Here is a 20,593-nt window from a genome sequence, read left to right as displayed (position 1 = left end):
GTTGTCCGGCGTGGTGCTTCAGTGCCGTCTTCACAGAGTGGTGCCGTTCCTTTGGAGCTCTCCCGTCCCGAATGCGGGACAGTGGTTGGGATATCATCCCGCCGGATGTGAGGTCGGATACATGGCCGCACCAACCAGCAACTGCAGAGCGCTCAAATAGAACCCTTGCTAACAGAGAGCCGTCCATACACGGCCCCAATCAAGACCTTCAACGCCGAGATTCTGATCGCCGTCCCTCGGCGCGAGGCTGACGTCTGGATCGGAGAGCAAAGACGTTTTCAGTCCTATGTTTGGTGCTTCGATAGTCGCATAAAAAGGCAGTCTCGAATACGGGTCTGCTGCCACGGGTTCGAACCGATGGGGCGCCAATCGTCGCCTTTGGCGTCGTCAAAATGACTCGCCATTCGATGAACGTCCGCTCGTCGGTCGTCCCTCTGCCTGCCGACCGCAGCCAACGCGCTGGAACCTGCGTCTGCAGCGCTTTATCGGGCACTGAGCAATGAGTCCCTCAGGCTCCAGCGCGCTTGTATGGCGAAGCATTAGCCTGCCCGATGGTAAGCATGCCTGGGTCACCATTCGTCAGGGCGACCACGACGGCGATCAGGACCGCTTTGACGTCGTTCGCCTTGCCTCCCGATCTGCCTTCCTGGTTGGCTTTGCCTGATGGCCATGATCCTTGGGCCGGTTGGCAGGTGCGCTGCTGAAGCAGCTTGAACCGATTTGATTGATTCTGACGATGACCGTGGCCCGTCAACACCACGCGCATCGCGAATTTAACTCTTCGCACCTGCACAAAAATGTGCCAAACGCGGCACCCATGGTTGGTAACGTTGGGGAAGGAGTCCTTGTTGAGTGCGGTTGCTAACACCAGGCCGATCACACCGCCGGATATTCGTTCGCGGAAGGGCGGAACGCCGCTCGTCTGCCTGATTGTGATTTTTCATGGAATGAGGACCCTGTTTGAGGGGTGATTTTCGTCCAAACGGGCCCCCTTAACGATGGGGCCATCAAGATGCCTCCGGTTTGATCGGAGGCATTTGTGTTTTGGATGTTGGTTGTGGAGACGATTGCAAAGATACGCCGGCTGTCGCTGGTGCAGGGAAAGTCGATCAAGGCGATCTGTCGGGAGCTGAAGATCTCCCGGAAGGTGGTGCGCAAGGTTTTGCGTTCCGAGGAGACAGAGTTCCGCTACGAGCGCAAGCATCAGCCTTATCCCCGGATGGGCGCCTGGCGTGACGAGTTGGATCGGCTGCTGTCGGCGAATGCGGCCAAGTCTCAGCGGGAGCGGCTGACACTGATCCGCATCTTTGAGGAGCTTCGCGGCCTCGGCTATGACGGCAGCTACAGTTCGGTGTGGCGGCATGCTCAGAGTTGGGAGGCAGATCGCGGCAGCGCCGCGGCCGAAGCCTACATTCCGTTGAGCTTTGCGCCGGGCGAGGCCTACCAGTTCGACTGGAGCCACGAGATCGTTCTGCTCGACGGCGTGACGGTAACGGTGAAGGTGGCGCACATGCGGCTTTGCCACAGCCGTATGTTCTTCGTGCGGGCCTATCCGCGCGAAACGCAGGAGATGGTGTTCGATGCCCATGACCGGGCGTTCAGCTTCTTCCGCGGCGCCTGCACGCGCGGCATCTACGACAACATGAAGACGGCGGTGGACGCGATCTTCATCGGCAGGGATCGCCGCTACAACCGCCGCTTTGCGCAGATGTGCGGGCATTACCTTGTCGAGCCGGAGGCCTGCACGCCGGCGGCCGGCTGGGAGAAGGGGCAAGTCGAGAACCAGGTCGGGCTGGTGCGCGAGCGCTTCTTCACACCGAGGCTGCGCTTCAAGACGCTGGAGGATCTCAACGGCTGGCTGGCCGACAAATGCGTTGCCTATGCCAAGGCGCATCGGCATCCCGAACGGGGCGAGCGCACGGTCTGGGACGTATTCGAAGAAGAGCGCGCTAGCTTCATTCCCTATGCCGGTCGCTTCGACGGCTTCCATTGCATTCCCGCGTCGGTGTCGAAGACCTGCACGGTGCGCTTCGACAACAACAAATACTCGGTGCTGTCGAGTGCCGTCGGCCGGCCGGTCGAGATCCATGCTTATGCCGACCGGATCATTATCCGCCAGGACGGCGTGGTCGTGGGCGAGCATGCCCGCTGCTTCGGCCGCAACGAGGTCATCTACGATCCCTGGCACTACGTGCCGGTCCTGGCCCGCAAGCCGGGCGGATTGCGCAACGGCGCGCCGTTCCTTGGCTGGGTCCTGCCGTCGGCAATGGAGAAGGTGCGCCGCAAGCTCAAGGCGGTTGATGACGGCGACCGGCAGATGGTGTCGATCCTCACCTGCGTGCTGACCGACGGATTGAGCGCCGTCGAGGCCGCCTGCCAGGAAGCCATCGAACACGGCGTCTCGTCGGCGGCGGTGATCCTCAACATCCTGGCCCGCAGCCGCGATCCGGCGCCGGGCACGATCCTTTCCATTCCCCAGGCGCTGAAGCTGGCTCACGAGCCGATCGCCGACTGCGCCCGCTATGACAGCCTCAGGAGGACGAACAGCCATGGAACGCACCGAAGTACTGGAACTGATGGGGGCGCTGAAACTCTTCGGGATGCGCGCGGCCTATGACGAGATCATGGGCGTCGCCATTAAGCGGCAGCACGAACCGCCGAAGATCGTCGGCGATCTGTTGCAGGCCGAGATATCGGAGAAGCAGGCCCGCTCCATCAAGTACCAGCTCACCGTCGCCAAGCTTCCGCTGGCCAAGGATATCGAGGACTTCGATTTTGCCGGCACGCCGGTCAACGAACCTCTGATCCGCGATCTCGCCGGCGGTGCTTTCGTTGCCGATCAGCGCAACGTCGTCCTGGTCGGCGGGACAGGCACCGGCAAGTCGCATCTGGCCATCGCCATTGCCCGTTCTCTCATCCGCAACGGAGCACGCGGGCGCTTCTTCAACGTCGTCGACCTCGTCAACAGGCTCGAGACCGAGACCCGTGCCGGCCGGCAGGGCCGCATTGCCGATCACCTTACCCGGCTCGACTTCGTCGTCTTCGATGAACTCGGCTATCTTCCCTTCGCCCAGGCCGGCGGGCAGTTGCTCTTCCATCTGGTCTCGAAGCTTTACGAACGCACCAGCGTCATCATCACCACCAATCTCGCCTTCGGGGAATGGCCGAGCGTCTTCGGCGACGCCAAGATGACAACCGCGCTGCTCGACCGCCTCACCCATCACTGTGAGATCGCCGAGACTGGCAACGAATCCTGGCGCTTCAAGAGCCGCTCTCAAAGCTGAAGTCCGAAAGCCAATCAGTCGCGCCCGATCAGGCTGTGCAACCCTGACCAGCTTCGCCTGATCGGGCGCTTACCGGCGTGCCTCTCAACACCGAAAGCCGGGGTCCCTTTTGCGCGAAAAAACAGGGTCCCGATTCCGTGGTCATTGACAGTCGGGCGCAGTGAAAGCGAAATGCGACGGATCTGGCTAGCCGTCGCCGCGGTCGCCACCGGCTTCGGCATCTGGGCGACGCATTTCATAGCCATGTTGGCCTTCCAGCCCGCCGTACCGAGCGGCTACAACATCGCTTGGACGATCATGTCGTTGCTGGCCGCGATCGCTTTGACCGGGACGGGTCTCACGATCAGTACCTCGCCACGCGTTCCACATGGACGCTGGATCGGCGGTGCGATCGTGGGAGGCGGCATCGCGGTGATGCACTACACTGGCATGGCCGCATTCGAGATCGCGGGCCGCGTCGTCTGGGATGTGCCGCTCGTCGCCGCCTCAATCATTCTTGGTGGGCTGTTCGGCGCGGCCGCATTGCCGGTTGCCCTTCACGCCAACACGGTCAAGTGGAAGGCGCTCGGCGCCTCGTGCTGACGGTAGCGATTTGCAGCCACCATTTCACGGCGATGGGCGCGGCCGCAATCATGCCAGACCCGCGCATTGTCATTTCCGCAAGGGCGTTGCCCGCGGACTGGATGGCCGCTGGCGTAGCCCTCGTTTCGATCGTCATCATCCTTTTGGCGATCATCGGCCTCGCCCTCGATGTGCGCGATCTCCGTCGCGCCGGCGAAGCAGCGCGTATGCAGGAGCTGGCCGACGCGGCCGTCGAGGGGCTGATCGTGTGCAACGAAACCGAGATCGTGGCAGCCAATCGCAGTTTCGCCGCGCTTGCCTGCGTCGACGGCTCTCAGACAGCATCCCGATGGATCGGCTGCCCTTCCAGAATTCCGCATTCGCAGGTCCCGCAAACCCCGTTCTCGCACGACGCCATGATCACCACGCCAGCGGCGCGCAGCGCTGCGAGAGCGGAGGTATCGGCCGCGACAGGAACCACTGTCCCGTCGCGAAGGGTGATCGTGAAAGGTTCCGGTGGCGCATCGTCGTGTTCCGGCGGCAGAAAAGCCTCGAAATGCACGGTTCCTTCCGGCCAGTGCGCGGTTGCCCGATCCGCGGCCGCCATAAAGCCCGGTGGACCGCAATAATAGAGCTGTGCATCGGAAGAGGGGGTCGTAAGCAAGGATTCAAGATCCTGCCTGGTCTCCGGTTCGTCGTCGAAATGCAGCCACACGGTGTTGCGGTCGAGCTCCCGCTCGATGACCGACAACAGAGGCGCGAGTGCTCGGCTGCGGGTGAAGTAGTGCAGCTCGTACGGCTTGCCCTGCCGCTCCAGGGCGCGCGCCATTGCCAGGATCGGGGTGATCCCGATGCCTCCTGCCAGCAGCACGGTTGGCCCTTCGCGTTGGGCAAGCGGAAAATGATTGCGAGGAGCAGAAACCGGGAGCATGCATCCGACGGCCACTGCCTCGTGGATCCACGCCGAGCCGCCGTGACCAACGTCTTCACGCTTCACCGCGATTGTGTAGCGGCTCAGATCTGTCGGATCGCCGCAGAGCGAATACTGGCGCACTTTCCCATCGGGCAGATGAACATCGACGTGAGGGCCCGGTTCGAAGGGCGGCAGCAGAGGTTTGCGCGTATGCTTCAGGTCGATGACCAGGACGTCGCCTGGCTCCTTGCGGGCGGCGGTCACGGTCAGCTTCGTGATGATGCGGGGCGAGGCCATATCGATTACCCGTCAATCGGAAGTATCGGATCACCGGGGCGGATCACGCCACCAACCTCGATCGCGCAGTTCAGGCCAGAGCGGTTCAGAAGCCCCTCGTAGAGACCGGGAATGCCGAGCAGTTGCTCGATATACTTGCAGGGAAAATTCATCCGCGCCGCCCGCAGGACGGTTTCCCCGATCCGAAAGCGCGTGCCGACCAGGTGCCCCAAGGGTACGCCGCGCGTGGTCAGGTTCCGCCGATGATCTTCGGGCGCGAGCTGGCCTTGAAACCCGGAATCCTGGGTTCTCCCTGTGCCATGGCTTCCAGGACTTCGACCTCGATCAGTGTCACTTCGCGCACATCGGGTTTCGGAGAATAGGTCCCCGTTCCAAGGTAGTACCGATCCCCGACAATGCCGCGCCCGGCAACGAGTTGTGCCTCCGTCAACTCTTCCGTCTCGTAGGACGCCGCAGGTGCAACGTGGATGTGAAGCAGCGTTCCCTGCCAAGTCATGCATTGTCCTCCGAAACCATGGCCACAGCCTGGTGAGAGCCTTGATTAGGATCTCCACGGGCTCTCTGTTGCATCTCTGCCTCCGGCCCTTCGGCGAGGGAGTCACGCTGGATTGGGGCTGTTGCCCGAAAGCTTTGCCCGGAAACTGGTCTGATCAACAGTGCCAGTTTTTTGATATTTTCCCAGTCCAGTACCTCTACGTCTCTACGTGGCTCAGGGTCACAAGAGCGGCCTATCATCGCCCGGCGCCAAGCCACCGTCGCAGCCATCGGTCTCGGAGAATTCTCCTTTCACCTGTTCGACAGCCTTCAGCAGAATTCGAACACCCTTCTCGATCTGCTGTATGCTCAAGGCGGAGTAGCCCATGACCAGCCCGACCTGGTCAGCACGGCCTTCGCCCGTTTCGCAATCGTATAGGGGGGAAATGGAGTGTATGCCCACACCTGAGCGTCGCGCTTTTTCAATCAGCGGTGCTTCCAATGATCGCGACAGTTCCTTGAACCAGACGACAACGTGCAGCCCGGCATCGGCGCCCTCGATGGCGATCCGACCTCCGAATCGGTGTCGCAGGGCATTCAACAGGGTCTCCCTGCGCTCACCATTCGGCCGGCGCACGCGGCGCACATGGCTTTCATAGGCGCCGCTCTCGATGAGCATGGCTAAAGCCTCCTGCTCGGCCACCGGAGAGTGCCTGTCCAGGAGTTGTTTGGCCGTCGCGAAGACGTCCGGCAATTCCGGGGGGACCACGAGATAGCCAATGCGCAGCATCGGCGAGAGCGTCTTGGAAATCGTGCCGAGATAAATCACAGAACCGCGGTCTTCCAGCTTGTGCAGTGGGGGCACCGGATTGATGTCGTAGCGGTACTCGCTGTCGTAATCATCCTCGATCACATAGGCGTCGTTGCGCCGCGCCCATTCCAGGAGCTGATGCCGGCGCGCGATCGGCATGACGCGGCCCAGTGGGAACTGGTGCGAGGGCGTGACATAGGCCAGCCGAGCCGCGACTCCTTTGAGTAACTCCGTCTTCATCCCATCCTCGTCAACAGCGACCGAGACAGGCGAGGCGCCTGTGCTGGCAAAGACCTGACGAGCCATCCTGTAGCACGGGTCTTCGATTACGAAGCGGTCCACGGGATCGAGCATCAGGCGAGCGCACAGATCGAGACCCTGCTGCGAGCCGCTGACGATGATGATCTGCTCGAGGTCGCAGCTCAACGTTCGGGCGCGCCAGAGATAGCTCTGCAGCGCCTGGCGCAGCCGGCGCGATCCGCGAGGATCGTCATAGGCCAGCCGCACGGGACGTTGCGCCATCGCCGCGTTCATGGCGCGCTTCCAGATCAGCGCCGGGAAATCGGACGGCGCCAGATCACCATAGCGGAAATCAATCTTCAGCGCGTTCGGCAAGTAATCCGGCCAGGGCGGACTGGCGCGCAGGCGCCCGCCATAGGCGGACAGTCTAACCGGGCCGGCTCGTTTCGAGCGCGCGCTGCTTGGGCTGTGTTCGAGCAGAGATGATGCAACGCGGGGTCGTGCGCCTTGGCGAACTTCGATGAAGCCTTCCACAGCCAGCTGCTCGTAAGCGACAGTGACCGTGGTTCGCGAAACGCCGAGCTCATTCGCCAAACTCCGAGAGGACGGCAAGTGACTGCCGGTTTCATAAACACCGCCAAGAATCTGGTCCCGAAGCGCCATGTAAATCTGGCGCGCACCCAACGCGTGCTCACGGCCCGCAGAGCCGGGATCATGAGACTGGACCATTTCAATGATCGCCAACTGGACATTTCATATAAACCAGTTTGAGCGCATTCTGCCGAAAATCCAAGAGGACACCACAGACTCATGACCCGAACGACCGATCAAACTAAAATGTATGCTCCGGACCAGTCGCAGAGCGACGCTGACCTCGGTTTCGCTACCCGCGCAATCCATTTTGGCTACGATCTGGTCGGATTTTCGAACGCAGTCCAGCCTCCGGTCTTCCTGACCTCCACATACGGCTTCGAGAGCGTTGCGGCCAATGAGGCTGCAGCCGCGCTCGACAGGCGGTCCCGCGTTTTGGGATCAAGGTCGTCGCGGTCGATCTGTCCGAGCCAAGCAACCTCGATGGCGCGATCACTGACCGGACCCGGCTTGTTTTCTTCGAGACCCCGGTCAACCCGCTGAGCCGCATCCTCGACATCGCGGAAATCGCCGAACGCGCACACGCGCGCGGCGTGAAGGTGGCCGTGGACAGTACCTTCGCCTCGCCCGCGCTCCAGCGGCCGCTGGAACACGGGGCCGATATCGTCATCCACTCACTGACGAAGTATATCAACGGGCACGGCGATGCCCTCGGCGGGGCGATCTTGGGTGACGCGAAAACACTCCACACGCTCCACGAAACCGGTCTGCGCTATATCACTGGTGCCGCACTATCACCACTCTCGGCGTTCCTGATCCTGCGCGGGCTCAAGACGCTCGCGCTTCGCATGGAGCGCCACAGCGCGACGGCTCTTTCGACCGCGCAAGCGCTCGAGGCGCCCGCAACAACCCTGTCTGGCAGGACGTGTCGACCGGCGATGAGGTGCTCGTCGTGTTCCGCGCGGCCGACGCCTATATCTCGCCGCAATGGTACCCGAGCAAGCAGGAGTTCCACCGGCAGGTGCCGACCTGGAACTACCTCGTTGCCCATGCATACGGACGGATCACCGTCCGTGACGACGAGAGCTATGTCCGTCACAATGTCGCCAGGCTGACCCGCCGGCACGAGGCGGCGCATCCTGTCCCGTGGAAGATGGGTGACGCGCCCAGGGACTTTATCGACACAATGGTCAAGGCGATCGTCGGGCTGGAGATCGAAATTACCCGTCTAGTGGGCAAAGCCAAGCTCAGCCAGAACATAGAACCGCGCGACATTCGCAATGCCGGCGAAGTGCTGAACGCCAAAGGCGACCGGCGCCTAGGCGAAGCGATGCTTGCGGCCGCCGCCTCGAAGTCCGAACAGGGCTGAGGAAGTTGCCCGTCACATCGTGGCGGCAGAAACTGTGACCGGTCGTCTTGGCCCATCTTTCGTGAACGAAGCCTACGACTGGTGGGCCTTGGAGGATCACGGCACGCTGAAAAAATAGGTTTGTTAGCCATTAGATGCTCAGCGCTCAAGGTCCTCTAGTTTTGCCGGTGGAAGCCCAGAAATAGCTTGGCGGACCAAGCGTCCTCGATTTTGTATCAAGCCTATTAAAACCGAGTTTTTCGCTCTATTGGCGCAGTTTGTTGCAGACGGTCTATAGCTGGTTCCGCGAGTTGGCACGGCGCTTCCTGTTTCAGACGATCCACGACGTGGAACTGATGCTCGACCGCGAGCGGCAGGGTCGCGAACCTTCACCCAGCGCTGGTGTGATTGATAGTCAGTCGATCAAGGCGCCCCATGCAAAAGCACGAGGCTACGACGCGGGTAAGAAGATCGTCGGGCGCAAGCGCCATATTGCGGTCGATACGGACGGACGGCTCCTGATGGTCAACCTGACCACCGCTGACATCTCCGACAGCGCGGGTGCGCAGGCGATACTCGACGGCATCCGCAAACGCTGGCCGTGGGTCAAGCATCTCTTCGCCGACGGGGCCTATGACCGGCTCAAGCTGATGGATAAGGCCTGCTATCTCGACTTCATCGTCGAGATCATCCGCCGCTCCGACGACCAGAAAGGCTTCAAGGTTCTACCGCGTCGCTGGGTCGTCGAACGGACGTTCGGATGGATGATCCGGTGGCGACGCCTCGTGCGCGATTACGAGCAGCGCATCGATGTCTCGCAGGCCATGATCCTCGTCGCCATGGGCGGCATCATGCTACGCAGAAACGCCCAACCGTGATTTTCCAAACCGACTCTGAGATCTCTTGTCGTTCGAGCAGGAGAAGCTGACAAGATACTGTTGAGATACGTGTCGAACTTACACGAAGCAAGCAACTTCATGCGAGTGTAGGTGGCACTTGCTGCACCTAAGGGATAAGATATAAACATTGATGTTTTTCGTCCTTACATAATGGCAGGAGTAATCATTTCGATAACCGTCTTTTTCTTCGCACTTTGGCAGTTTTCTTTTTCACAAAGTACGCGGGTAAGATCAAATTTGCTGACAGCATGCTCAGAACAATAATTGGCTTCTGCATCTGCATCGTCACCAGCCTTTTGGGATTACCGCGGTAGGCCAGTCCCTGCGCGAGCGCCTCGGCTGGCGTTATTCGACGTTCCGCCGACCCCTCGATATCGCGGCGAAGAAGATCGCCGCGCGGCTCAATGAAGAAGGCGTGAATGCGTGAATGCTTGGTAAAGTGCTCCTCTGGACCCCCTATTTCGCTTCTCCCATTAAAGTTCCACAGCTTAGAATGAGCTGCTGTTCTGAACGCGAGTAAGTCTGAACACGTATGCCGGCAGGAAACTGAGCTCGCTGCCGGGCCGGGTACGCCTTGGGAGGTGGCGTAAGTCAGCGGCTCTCGTGGCGGTGGGACCACTCAGTCGCGCGTTTGCTGAACAGCGCGCATGTAGCGTGCCAAGCCAAAAAGCATTCAACCTGTCAAAATCTCCTGACGCAACCTTCCCAAAGCACTTCAATCACGTAAAACAAACCCCGCCGAAATTCGACGGGGTTTGTCAGCGGTCTGAGGTCAGCCTCGAGGCTGACCTTTCCATTTGCGTTGCGGGTCAGACTTTAAGAGCGTCCTCCTCGCAAAGATTGATATCCCGGATGACCTTTTTGCGGCCATCTTCGTACTCAATCAGCACATCGAAGCGGCACAAGCCGCCCGGCCGCTCCACCATGATCTCGGAGCCTGGATCCAAGTAGGACGAACCCAGAAGATCCGGACCCCAGCGCTTGGCGCGGATGGGCTTTATGTGGAGCTCTTCTACGGCAACGTCACTGTGATTTTCGACATCGATCCAACATTCGTAAATCTCTGACAGCGCAAAGGATGGAAGGGAAGAGGCAATGATAGCCGCCATTGCCAATACGCGAAGTCTGTTTTTCATGTTACTTCTCTGTGTATTATTGCTTCATCTTCAGCAGGGCGGACAGGCGACCCTGTCGTCGTCGACGATGAGAACCTGGTCCGCCATGCTCGTTTGTCTGCTCCGACTCGAAGCTGTGCAGGCCCGACATGTAGCTTTCCTTCTTCTGTTCGATTCATCGCGGCTGCCCGCGACATGAATGCCGGTCGGCAGCTCTCGCCGCCTCGAACCGAAGGGCTTCAAGACTCGTGCCAACTTGGCCGAGTTGGGCCGAAGTTCTCATTTTATAAGGTCTCCTGATTGGTTGTTCCGATAACACCTTTTTTGCCAGCCCTAGCTGACAGCAGCCTGAAAGCTACCGGCGATTTTGCGCGACGGTGATCCTGCGTGGTGTCGCGAACACGCGTGAGAAACGTGACGAAGGGAACCTTTGTTTGAACGGTCATTCAGCTTGCTCCTCTAGAAAAACTGGCGCACTGGACTGAGCTCGCGGGAGTACCGCGCTGGGGCCCCGTACCAGGCGCGAGATGATGCCACGCGGCTCCCGATCCATGGGAACGGTCCGGCTCCAGATGTTCCTCACCCGAACGGTATCGATGTGAGGGATGAGGGGACTTTCGAGCGGCTCGATCCGTCCTACCGCGACTGCGGCGCCGGAACCGGCATGGATCACCCACTGCTCATGCCCGGGGTGAAACTCTTGGCAGCCGGAAATGGCCAGTAGCGGGATAAGCGTATGAGTCGCAAATGTGAGTCTCCACGCCACAGACCGGCGTGGCTGAACTGGTTCAGCGTATTGGGTGGACTTGCCTGTTTCCGGCCGACGTGGGCTCTGGCGAAACTTTGAGGAGCCGCTTGGCCGCTGACATGCTGATGCGGACCGGTACACGGCAAATGCGCGCGCATCATCTGGCGTGTCGGCATCGGACCCCCATCTGCAAAGCGACCTCCGAGGACGGATCTCCGAACCGGACGATGTCCCGGTCTTCAGCGAGGACGACCACCGTCGCCTTTGTCGATCGTTTAGGGCTTCGCGTGTCAACCATGGTCCGGTAGTCGCTTTCTTCCTGGTTTGATGGGCTCTAAGCACGAGGAGCAAGCGGCATGCCATTTCCAATGAAATGCTTCTGCACAAACGCTTTGGCTTCGACGACGTGTTCGCCAAGGTAGGGTGCGCGCTATGGCCGCCAGGTCATCGCATTGAAACAAAAGTCCTGTGTAGCGATGAATTTTACGCTTCCGCACCGGCTGGCAAAAGACGGACCAGACAGCGCAAGCCCATGCAATACCGCACACGGGGGGCATTGCAGCGATTGCACAGTGTCTACCCTAGCGTGTTTTTGTGTACGCAGAGCCGCGACTAGCGCGAACGCACGCCCGTGGCAGCACCCCAATGGCCAGCCGCTCTTCAGCAAGCGCCTTCGATGAGCATCGAATTGGGCTGGGGTGCGACGTTTACATGCTTGGGGTTCCAATTTGGTCTCGCCGAGCGTGCGTATCGAGACCTTCTTGTGTCCGGAACTGGACTAGAATGTCGCAAGGCCGACCGAAAGGTCGCCAAGAAGCGCCGCTGGCTAGCGGGAAGCGGTGGAACGCCAACGGAGCGCCAACCGGGCACGCAAATTGCTTCGATAATCTTGCCGGTGGGAGCAATTCGGGGGAGCTCGGCGGCGCCGTAACGACAAATGATGCAGTCGCATCGTTCTTCCCTCAACCGCAAAAAAGGATTCTGCTGTGACCGATATCGATCGCTATGCCTGGCAGGCACTAAATCGGCATTTCAAAACCGATGATTTGACGGGTCTCGCTAGCTCGCGCCGAAAGTTTGCTGCCCATATGCTGCCTGACCTTCAAACGGTCATTGAAGAGCAGATTACGACTTTATCTCCCAAGCTCATCGGCGTCCACCAGTGGGACGAGTTCGAAGCCATGAAGCTGTCGGACATGGTGATTCGCGACGGTGACGCCGTTGCGCTGACACCCTTGCAATATCAGGACATCGATATCGGCGAAGATGTGCCCTACGCGTCTCTGCACAATGGCCTCTGGTTGTTCCTTATCGGCCAAGAGCCTGTCGCGATCCTCCTATCGCAGTTTTTTGACCACTGGGGCGGCCGAACGGTTCAAGTGGAAATCGCCTATTTGCCTGGCGAGCAGGCATGCGCCTTCTCGCGCGGATTTCTGAGCAAAATCCAGGCGGCAGGCGAAAGCTCGCGATACTACCGCAACAAGGTTCTCTCGTTCGAATTCGATGCACGAAACTCCGGGATGCCGGGAACGATTCGGGTTCATCGCCTTCCCGCCGTACCCCGGAACGACGTGGTGCTTTCGGAGGCAACTATGGCGCGTCTTGATGCCAACGTCTTCGACTTTGATCGACACCGAGAGGGGTTGAAGCGCCTCGGCCAACACGCGCAAAAGGGTATTCTGCTTTATGGTCCCCCTGGTACAGGCAAGACGCACGTCATCCGTTATGTTTCTGCCAACCTGCCCGGACGCACTACCGTTCTGGTTACGGCTGAGCAGACAACGGATATTGCCTGCTACATCGCGTTGGCCCGCACCCTTCAGCCGAGCATCGTCGTACTTGAAGACGTGGATCTGGTGGGTCGGTCGCGAGAAAACATTTACAGCCCAAAAGCCGAATGCTTGCTCAACCGTCTGTTGAACGAGATCGATGGCCTTGAACCAAATGCAGATATCCTCTTCCTCCTGACGACGAACCGTCCGGAGGACATTGAGGACGCGCTCGCCTCGCGCCCAGGCCGCGTGGACGAAGCAATTGAGATCCCGCTTCCCGACGCCGGTTGCCGCGAGCGGCTGATCGCGCTGTATGGTCGTGCGCTCGTCTTCGAAGACGGGGCGCTGGCGGATGCCGTCGCACGCTCGGAGAACAGCAGCGCGGCCTATGTCAAGGAGATGGTCCGTCGTTTGGCTCAACGGAGCCTGGCACGGGATGGCAGTGATGTCGTCTCGCGCGAGGATGTGGAGATGGTCTTCGGCGACACCCGAACATTGTCGAGCCGTCTCAATAGCCGCCTTCTCGGCCTCAGTGAGAAAACCTCAAGAGGGCAAAGAGCCGAAGAAGATGAGAGTGGGTGCTGCGGCTAATGTTCTGCGGCCAGAGTTCGCCTTGTGCTGGTTTTTCAATGCTGAGCTCTTGCACGGCGCCGAAGGTGCCGCATACGTGCGGCCCCTTTCGGGCGTCCTGCCCCCCGCCAGGCCACCTTAGCGATGCGCCCCTCGAGCACGACGCGCTTCCATCTCGGCCCAGTCCATTTCGACTCAGGTGGACCGCCCCGGTGATCCGACGGTCTCAATTCCGGCCGGGTGTGCTTGTCACTGGTCACACCGAGGCGCAAGGGCTTGCGCGCGCCGGCTCTGCAGGTCCAGAAGGCACTGAAACCCGATCCTTTGGGACTTCTTTTCTGTTTCGGCGGATCTTGAAGGTGATCTGGCACGGTGGCTAGAGGGGCATGCCGGTTCACCAAAGGGCTGAAGCTGGCCGCGATCACTGAGGCGCCGGTTCTGATCTCCACCGATCGCCGTGCATCAAGGCGGTTAACTCTCTTATGACCGTGGTCAATAGTGATGGATGTACTTGTTCGCCCCATGTCCTTTGTCACAGGGTAAATAGCACTCGTCGACTTTGGCCGGGGAGGCGAGCGCCGAATGGCCGGCAGAGCTTTCCGCGTTTGCCTTCCGGCAAGTCGCCGCGTACTCTAGCCGCGAGCGCAGTCCGCTTGACTAGGCGGGCGACCTCCTGATCGTTGAGCCGATCGGTGCCGACCGCCTTGCCCTGGCCGGTGACGCGTCGGAAGACGGAACGTGCGCGATACGGGCGAGCTTGAGCCAGTTCCACGGCTATAACCGGGCAGGTGGCATCGGACGATGCCAAGCCCGATTTCGACCTCCCGCCAGCCTGATGGTCTTCAAGCTCGTCATGGCCGCCGCAACATCCTGGCGAAGATTGAAGGGACAAAATCAGTTGCCCAAACAGCTGGCAGGTGCCAGGTTCCAGGACAGCATCGAGGTCATCGAAATGAAGCCGCAAAGCGCCGCTTGATCAACCCAGTCACCCAAATTCCGTCATAGCTCTGACAACTGCTAGACGGATGGAATGCGAGGCGAAGTAGACAGCCACAGCGTTGCCGCACAGGACCAGCACAAACACGCCACAAAAGATTCTAAAGGGCAACGCCGTTCTCCTGGTTTGTCCCATCAAGTCATGCTGCGACCTGGTCGGCCGCAACATGGGTCTGGCAGTTCTTCGGGCAGACGCGGGCGCAGGCTCCGCAGCCAATGCATCGGCCGGCATTATCGACAACCATGATCATGCGATTGAGCTCGCCATCGAAGTCGTCGTCTTCGCCGTCGCAGACGCCGAGGATTTCACCCGCGTCATCGACGCCGTGAAGGTGCATGACCTCGCGCGAGCAGACCTTGAAACAGCGGCCGCAGCCGATACAAGTCCTGCCATCTATAGCGGTCAGATATTCCGGCAGCCATATGGAGCCGTCGCGGGTGGTGAATGTGCTCCTCATCGTAAATTCTTCATTGCAGCGAGCTCTCTCTTGGCATCATCCAACTCGGCAAAAACGGCGTACGCTTTCTCGGCAACCTCCTCTATCTCAGTCCATTGGACCGGGAGATCCTCTGCAAGGTCGCGCAATTTCATCTTCGCAACTGCCGCACGCAGCTGAAGCTTTCGGACTTTCTTCCCCATCTCATCTAGGTTTGACATAAATCCTTCCTCGAAATCAGTTTCTTCACGGCCGCGCCACGGCGGGAAGCCAATAGCTGCAGTCGCATCGTCGACCAGTTTCGTACCGGCCTCCGCGAGTTTCCGGAACGTCTCGAAGCCAAACCGGTGGACGTCTCGACAGAACGACCAACCGCCCGGCCGTGGAAACCAGGCGCCCGAAGCCCCCATCGGTTTCATCTCCTTCATTGGCGATGTGATCAGGCCGGAGCGCTCCTCGATGGCAAGACTGACGGCGGTGTAAAACATGTCCAGCCTCCACAGCACGTCCGGATCAGGATCGCCGATGATGGGGATGGCACGGCGCTGTTCCTTCGTGATGATGAAGCCGGCCAGCAGCTCGGTGTCAGCCTTGCCTCGCCATGAGCCGTCAAAGTCTTGAGCACGGATCAGCCGCACGAGGCATTTGACAAACGGGGTGGCAAGGGCCGCCTCGTGCTCGTTTACAGCAGGGCTAACCGCGGCATCAGACATTTCACCTTCTCCTCAATTTCAGTCCTCGTCCTCGAAGGAGGATTTCTGTTTTCGGGGACCCCTGCTTCGGGCACACTTGCGCAGCCGACGTCCGGCTCCGGGCGGCCGATTCCACGCAATTTATGTCCCGCTGGCCGATCTTGAAGAGGTCCTCGACTGCGGGGTCTTCCACCGCGGCCAGAATCGCGTCGAGTATCCCGTCTCCCGCGATGCAGCCGGAGGGCATCGCAAGTTTTGAACTCCAACCTGCGGCAAGCGATGCGCCCTGTGCTGCAATGGACATACTTACCGCGGGCCCGCCGCAGAAACTGGACGAATTGGCCAGGGTTCAATTCCAATTGTCATCCCTTTGCGATCTTTGCTCATGAGGCGACTGCGGTTTGATTGTCAGGAGCCTTGTTTTGCGGAACCACACAAAGATCCGCGTAACAGGCGTTTTCACCCGTGTAGTTGGCCAGGGCTTGGAGCAATGGGCTAAGGTAGTACTGTTTGATGTGGTCCGGCATTGTCTCCGGATCACCCAGAGATTTCAATGCCACCTCGATCAAATCGATCGCGCGATCCTTGTCGCCGCTCTCGTAATAATACTGAGCGACCGGGAGGTACCAACGGAATTTAAGGGGGCCGTCGCCTTGTGGAGGATTGAGTGTCAGGATCTGTTCCGAGAGCTTGTCGCCCATCGCAAAGCGCTCAGCACGGGGGAGATGGGAGTTGTCCATTTCCGGATCGAAGAGTTGGTTCAGGGCCATGACCATCCAAGACACGGCCACGAATTTTTTGTCGATCGCGTCCTCGACTAATTGGCGCATGGCTGGCAAGCCGGCCCGCATGTCGCGCCGCTTGTGAAGCAGTAGATTCGCATGAGTTTCCCGGAACCCGCTATCATCTGGCATTAAGGCGAGGCCTTCTTCGATGGCCGTGAGTGCCGCCATCCAATCCTCGGCCTCCATCGCCGGCCGAAGTTTGGCGTATATCGGCATGGTCAGCGATAGTTCGCGCGCTGTGCGTTGGTCACTAGCGACTCGCCGTGTATCGGCGGCTTTCGCTTCATCGCTGCTGCGCCAGCTGCCGTTAAGAACCTTCGGCAAAACGTCCTCGAGGTCCGCCGGGTGGCCGATAAAGGCGATGTGGCCGTCCCGGTCGACCACGAACGAGGCCGGAATCCCGACAGACAAGCTGGGTTCCATCCAAAGCTTGTTCATTTCGCCTGTGTAGTCGAACGCGATCCGATAGTTCAGATTCGGGAACCTCTCGGTCAGCCAAGCATCCAAGCTGGTCCGCGCCTCCTCCGCGGTCGGGCCCTGTTCGCTAGCTGCGACTCCGACGACCTCAAATCCGCTGTCTCGATATTTCTCCTGCAGCTGCATCAGATGAGGCATCGCCGCCACACAGGGTCCGCACCCAGTCGCCCAAAATTCTAGGAGGTACACCTTGCCGGGCTGGAAGTTCGTGAGGGGCTCGCCACGCAGCCAGTCGTCCACTTTGATGGGAGGAGCCGGGGACTCCATACGCAACACCATGTTGTTCTCCAAAGCTATTGCCAAAGATTGCGCGCTTTATGCGCGAGCTTGTTTCCCCGGTAGAGACGGGGCAGAAGGTTCAAGGAAAGGAGAGCATCGCTCGTCTTGTTCGTCTGCATGCAGTCAGCCTTCACTCAGTGTTGCCGCATCTCAATTCGCAAAGGCCGTGCCAGCACGCTCAGCGCGCAATAAGCCCATGATTGCGCTTTGAAAAACCTCCAAATGTCCAAGATGTCCGGTTGTATTGAACCCGACATGTTTTCTGCCGCTGTCAGGTTTTGGACACGCATCACGCGCTTCGCGCCGCCGGAAAAAGCGTGGCCTCGGACGACGCAACATATATTCGGATTGAGGGACGAGCAGATGGACATCATGACTGCGCGGGCCACGCCATGCTCCTATCATCGTCCGCTGCGATGGAATTCCTAGCTGGCGGCATAGGAGTTCTTCACGACGAAGCCGGTCCAGCTGCGGCTCGCGAATACCACCATCGTAAGATTGACGATGATGGTCGTGGCGACAGGCCAGGATGAATGCCGGCATGTGCCGGCCGGTGAACTCTTCGGGATTCCTGCTTTGTGAGAGCTGGCTCGGCAAAATTGAACAGGGGGTTAAGTGGAATTTCTGCCTGAGCTGAGCCAGAGTGGCTCACGAACAGGAGCTGAAATGCCGAAACTGTGCATGGCTGCTGAGTGAAGACACGACTTTGCTCGATGAGCAGACCGAGCAATTCTTGGGCCATCTCTATGACTGCGCGCCGGAACTCTTGAAGGCGGGTGACTTGGCTCGACGTTTCGCTGCACTGATACGCGGCGACGATGATGCCGGCCTCGAGCAATAGATCGAGGACGCCACGGACAGCGAACTGGCTTCCCTTGCAGCAGGCATCGGCCGTGACATTGCGGCTGTTCGGGCCGCAATCACCCAGCCCTGGAGCACCAGTCCCGTCGAGGGACAGATCAACCGTCTCAAGACCATCAAGCGCCAGATGTATGGGCGCTCCGGGTATCCGCTGCTGAGAAACAGGCTGCTGGCAGCCGCCTAACGACCGTAGAAACAGACGGGGGAACCAAGGGAACGACGCACCTGCACCAAATATGCGGAAGAACCCAGAATTGTCGCGCCACAGGTTGGGAACGTCGCCCGGCTTTGAAGCGCGGCGCTACTGTCGAAGTTCATCTTGGCTGACGCCGGCGTAATGCCGATCTTGTCGGACCTGACGTAGACCGTATGGAGAACCGCTGGAGTGCCATCAAATGGAGCCGTACGGGGAGAGCCTCCATTTGAGATCGGCGGCGGTGGCGTGGGAATGTTTGGTAGGCGTGTCTGAGCCCTCCTGACTCGACGAGTTTCTTCGTCTGGCGGGCTGAGCGGGCCCCACCATCGCGCCGATCATCTGACGCCCGTAGCAGGGGGCGGAACAAACACCCAACCAACCTGACTTATGCTGTGAGGGTTGCAACTTGAGGTCAAGTGAGAGCGACACCCCACTCGGTTTATGGCCTGCGACTGGAATCAATGAGGGCGGAAACGTCCGTCTTCTGCCGCAGGGAGCTATGAAGAGCACGTCGGGAAACAAGTGGCTCGGCGATCTTCGACGCAATGCTCCGCTCAGGTGCCGCAAACCAGACGGAAAATGCGGGGTCATCCAACTGCTGGCAAAACCGCAAGCCTGAGGGGCGTCTGGCGAAGGTTTTCATTTGGCACGGCACTTGCGACCGAGATGGCAGCAGCGTTGGACCGGGGCGCCGCGTGGGAGAAGCCTGGGAAGGGAGGAAGCGCCCGCCCCGACCCGGTCAGGGAGAGAGACAGTGTTAGCTCCAGAGATCCGCAGCGCGAACGCAGGCCCTCATAAACCCCATTTTGCGCGGCTTTACGTGCAGGTGCTTGCCGCAATCGCGCTTGGCGTCGCACTTGGCTATTTCTATCCGGAGATCGGCGAAAGCGTGAAGCCGCTCGGAGATGCATTCATCAAGCTCGTCAAGATGGTCATCGCGCCTGTCATCTTCCTGACAATTGCGACCGGCATCGCCGGCATGAACGATCTTCAGAAGTTGGGCCGGGTCGCCGGGAAGGCGATGTTCTATTTCCTAACCTTCTCGACGCTGGCACTGATCGTCGGCCTCATAGTTGCTAATGTCGTTCAGCCCGGCGCCGGCCTCAACATCGATCCGGCGTCGCTCGATGCCCAGGCGGTGAGCACCTATGCCGCAAAGGCGCACCAGCAGTCGGTGATCGGCTTCCTGATGAACATCATCCCGTCAACGGTCGTCGGTGCCTTCGCGGAGGGCGACATCCTGCAGGTCCTGTTCTTCTCGGTTCTGTTCGGCATCGCTCTGGCAAAGGGCGGAGACACGGGGAAGCCTGTGCTTTCTCTGCTCCAGGCGCTCATCGCGCCGGTGTTCAAGCTGGTCGGCATTCTGATGAAGGCCGCACCGATCGGGGCTTTCGGCGCGATGGCCTTCACCATCGGCAAATATGGAATCGGTTCGATGGTCAACCTCGCCCTGCTGGTCGCGACGTTCTATCTCACCGCGTTCCTATTCGTGTTCGGGGTGCTCGGCGCGGTCTGCCGTTACAACGGCTTCTCCATCTTTTCTCTCATTCGCTACATCAAGGAAGAGCTGCTGCTTGTTCTGGCAACGTCCTCTTCGGAGGCCGCGCTCCCCTCGCTCATGGAGAAGATTGAGCGGGCTGGCGCCAAACGTTCTGTCGTGGGTCTCGTCATCCCGGCAGGATATTCATTCAATTTGGACGGCACCAATATTTATATGACGCTGGCCGCCCTCTTCATAGCACAAGCGACGAACACGGATCTGTCGATCGTCGATCAGGTGCTCCTGCTGCTCGTTGCGATGCTTTCCTCAAAGGGTTCTGCAGGCGTAACAGGTGCGGGCTTCATCACGCTTGCCGCTACGCTCGCCGTAGTACCCAGTGTCCCCGTCGCTGGCCTCGCTCTTATCCTTGGCGTCGACCGCTTCATGTCGGAGTGCCGTGCGCTGACGAACTTGGTCGGCAACGCGGTGGCAGCGCTCGTCATCGCCCGCTGGGAGGGCGAATTGGATAAAGCGCAGTTGGAAGCCGCCTTCTCCGGTCATCAGCTTGCGGAGACATTAAACCGGCCGATCGATCGTGCGCCCATCGCGCCTGCTAAGTGGCCGGGCCCGTGACTAGATCTAACGATCGCCTCGCTGGCCTGAAAAAGCGCTTGGGGCTAAGTGCCATCAGGAGCGTTAAAAGCGGTGAGTGCATATTATAAGTGGCGTAAGCAAACCGAATCGTATGCTGATACGCGCTCGCAGTG

General features: G+C 59.8%; 13 protein-coding genes and 6 pseudogenes. 9 read left to right on the top strand and 10 right to left on the bottom strand.

The features are described 5' to 3' along the window. Positions 1–508: 508 nt before the first annotated feature. Positions 509–880: a hypothetical protein gene (locus tag DBIPINDM_RS01225; RefSeq protein WP_258581071.1), complete on the bottom strand. Its 372-nt coding sequence runs from the start codon at positions 878–880 to the stop codon at positions 509–511. A gap of 168 nt (positions 881–1,048) precedes the next feature. Between DBIPINDM_RS01225 and istA the strand changes: the two genes are divergently transcribed. From istA to DBIPINDM_RS01210, 3 genes are all read left to right on the top strand, one after another. Beyond that, positions 1,049–2,617, top strand: a complete 1,569-nt coding sequence (istA, locus tag DBIPINDM_RS01220) for an IS21 family transposase (protein ID WP_258581217.1) — start codon at positions 1,049–1,051, stop codon at positions 2,615–2,617. Further along, positions 2,550–3,284 (top strand): IS21-like element helper ATPase IstB, encoded by a 735-nt coding sequence (gene istB, locus DBIPINDM_RS01215; RefSeq protein WP_258580813.1) that lies wholly within the window; start codon positions 2,550–2,552, stop codon positions 3,282–3,284. The genes istA and istB overlap by 68 nt, the downstream gene beginning before the upstream one ends. 171 nt (positions 3,285–3,455) lie before the next feature. After that, positions 3,456–3,866, top strand: a complete 411-nt coding sequence (locus tag DBIPINDM_RS01210) for an MHYT domain-containing protein (RefSeq protein ID WP_258581070.1) — start codon at positions 3,456–3,458, stop codon at positions 3,864–3,866. A 313-nt stretch (positions 3,867–4,179) separates the two neighbouring features. On the opposite strand, the gene DBIPINDM_RS01205 is transcribed toward DBIPINDM_RS01210, so the two are convergent. The 3 genes and pseudogenes from DBIPINDM_RS01205 to DBIPINDM_RS01195 all read right to left on the bottom strand — a co-directional run bounded on the left by DBIPINDM_RS01205 (position 4,180) and on the right by DBIPINDM_RS01195 (position 7,309). Beyond that, entirely contained in the window at positions 4,180–5,055 is an 876-nt protein-coding gene (locus DBIPINDM_RS01205; RefSeq protein WP_258581069.1) for a PDR/VanB family oxidoreductase, read from the bottom strand. Between the two features lie 5 nt (positions 5,056–5,060). Continuing rightward, positions 5,061–5,551: pseudogene (locus DBIPINDM_RS01200) on the bottom strand (MOSC domain-containing protein). 219 nt (positions 5,552–5,770) lie between these two features. After that, on the bottom strand, positions 5,771–7,309 hold the full coding sequence (locus tag DBIPINDM_RS01195; RefSeq protein ID WP_258581238.1) for a PLP-dependent aminotransferase family protein: 1,539 nt from the start codon (positions 7,307–7,309) through the stop codon (positions 5,771–5,773). Between the two features lie 81 nt (positions 7,310–7,390). Here DBIPINDM_RS01195 and DBIPINDM_RS01190 point away from each other — a divergent pair. The 3 pseudogenes from DBIPINDM_RS01190 to DBIPINDM_RS01180 form a co-directional block, all read left to right on the top strand. After that, positions 7,391–8,070, top strand: a pseudogene (locus tag DBIPINDM_RS01190) (PLP-dependent transferase); the annotation flags it as partial. Then, positions 8,061–8,540 (top strand): annotated as a pseudogene (locus DBIPINDM_RS01185) (FMN-binding negative transcriptional regulator); the annotation flags it as partial. The pseudogenes DBIPINDM_RS01190 and DBIPINDM_RS01185, both read left to right, overlap by 10 nt. 266 nt (positions 8,541–8,806) lie before the next feature. After that, positions 8,807–9,397 (top strand): annotated as a pseudogene (locus tag DBIPINDM_RS01180) (IS5 family transposase); the annotation flags it as partial. Positions 9,398–10,227: 830 nt separating this feature from the next. Here the strand turns inward: DBIPINDM_RS01180 and DBIPINDM_RS01175 are convergent. Then, positions 10,228–10,554, bottom strand: coding sequence for a hypothetical protein (locus DBIPINDM_RS01175; RefSeq protein ID WP_258581068.1), 327 nt, complete (start codon positions 10,552–10,554; stop codon positions 10,228–10,230). 1,713 nt (positions 10,555–12,267) lie between these two features. Here DBIPINDM_RS01175 and DBIPINDM_RS01170 point away from each other — a divergent pair. Next, a complete protein-coding gene (locus DBIPINDM_RS01170; RefSeq protein WP_258581067.1) occupies positions 12,268–13,644 on the top strand; it encodes an AAA family ATPase in 1,377 nt (458 codons plus the stop codon). A 471-nt stretch (positions 13,645–14,115) separates the two neighbouring features. Here DBIPINDM_RS01170 and DBIPINDM_RS01165 read toward each other — a convergent pair. Further along, positions 14,116–14,459 (bottom strand): annotated as a pseudogene (locus DBIPINDM_RS01165) (integrase); the annotation flags it as partial. Between DBIPINDM_RS01165 and DBIPINDM_RS01160 the strand changes: the two are divergent. Further along, a pseudogene (locus tag DBIPINDM_RS01160) lies at positions 14,450–14,599 on the top strand (IS256 family transposase); the annotation flags it as partial. The pseudogenes DBIPINDM_RS01165 and DBIPINDM_RS01160 sit on opposite strands and share 10 nt — an antisense overlap. 160 nt (positions 14,600–14,759) lie before the next feature. Here DBIPINDM_RS01160 and fdxB read toward each other — a convergent pair. The 4 genes from fdxB to DBIPINDM_RS01140 form a co-directional block, all read right to left on the bottom strand. Beyond that, the gene (gene fdxB / locus DBIPINDM_RS01155; protein WP_258580975.1) at positions 14,760–15,077 is read right to left on the bottom strand and encodes a ferredoxin III, nif-specific; all 318 of its coding nucleotides are present in this window, start codon (positions 15,075–15,077) and stop codon (positions 14,760–14,762) included. After that, positions 15,074–15,769, bottom strand: a complete 696-nt coding sequence (locus tag DBIPINDM_RS01150) for a NifX-associated nitrogen fixation protein (RefSeq protein WP_258580976.1) — start codon at positions 15,767–15,769, stop codon at positions 15,074–15,076. Before DBIPINDM_RS01150 ends, fdxB begins: the two co-directional genes overlap by 4 nt. 362 nt (positions 15,770–16,131) lie before the next feature. Next, entirely contained in the window at positions 16,132–17,289 is a 1,158-nt protein-coding gene (locus DBIPINDM_RS01145; protein WP_258581066.1) for a TlpA disulfide reductase family protein, read from the bottom strand. Between the two features lie 425 nt (positions 17,290–17,714). After that, positions 17,715–17,780, bottom strand: a complete 66-nt coding sequence (locus tag DBIPINDM_RS01140; RefSeq protein WP_258581237.1) for a hypothetical protein — start codon at positions 17,778–17,780, stop codon at positions 17,715–17,717. A gap of 1,320 nt (positions 17,781–19,100) precedes the next feature. Here DBIPINDM_RS01140 and DBIPINDM_RS01130 point away from each other — a divergent pair. Continuing rightward, on the top strand, positions 19,101–20,459 hold the full coding sequence (locus DBIPINDM_RS01130) for a dicarboxylate/amino acid:cation symporter (RefSeq protein ID WP_258581065.1): 1,359 nt from the start codon (positions 19,101–19,103) through the stop codon (positions 20,457–20,459). Positions 20,460–20,593 lie beyond the last annotated feature (134 nt).

This window comes from Mesorhizobium sp. AR02 (assembly GCF_024746835.1).
GTDB lineage: Bacteria > Pseudomonadota > Alphaproteobacteria > Rhizobiales > Rhizobiaceae > Mesorhizobium.
This window is presented reverse-complemented; position numbering and strand designations above follow the sequence as displayed.

Bases quoted from the DNA above. Each gene is read 5' to 3' on its own strand.
- istA (WP_258581217.1), top strand. From the start codon at position 1,049: ATGTTGGTTGTGGAGACGATTGCAAAGATACGCCGGCTGTCGCTGGTG.
- istB (WP_258580813.1), top strand. From the start codon at position 2,550: ATGGAACGCACCGAAGTACTGGAACTGATGGGGGCGCTGAAACTCTTC.
- DBIPINDM_RS01210 (WP_258581070.1), top strand. From the start codon at position 3,456: ATGCGACGGATCTGGCTAGCCGTCGCCGCGGTCGCCACCGGCTTCGGC.
- DBIPINDM_RS01205 (WP_258581069.1), bottom strand. From the start codon at position 5,055: ATGGCCTCGCCCCGCATCATCACGAAGCTGACCGTGACCGCCGCCCGC.
- DBIPINDM_RS01195 (WP_258581238.1), bottom strand. From the start codon at position 7,309: ATGGTCCAGTCTCATGATCCCGGCTCTGCGGGCCGTGAGCACGCGTTG.
- DBIPINDM_RS01175 (WP_258581068.1), bottom strand. From the start codon at position 10,554: ATGAAAAACAGACTTCGCGTATTGGCAATGGCGGCTATCATTGCCTCT.
- fdxB (WP_258580975.1), bottom strand. From the start codon at position 15,077: ATGAGGAGCACATTCACCACCCGCGACGGCTCCATATGGCTGCCGGAA.
- DBIPINDM_RS01150 (WP_258580976.1), bottom strand. From the start codon at position 15,769: ATGTCTGATGCCGCGGTTAGCCCTGCTGTAAACGAGCACGAGGCGGCC.
- DBIPINDM_RS01145 (WP_258581066.1), bottom strand. From the start codon at position 17,289: ATGGTGTTGCGTATGGAGTCCCCGGCTCCTCCCATCAAAGTGGACGAC.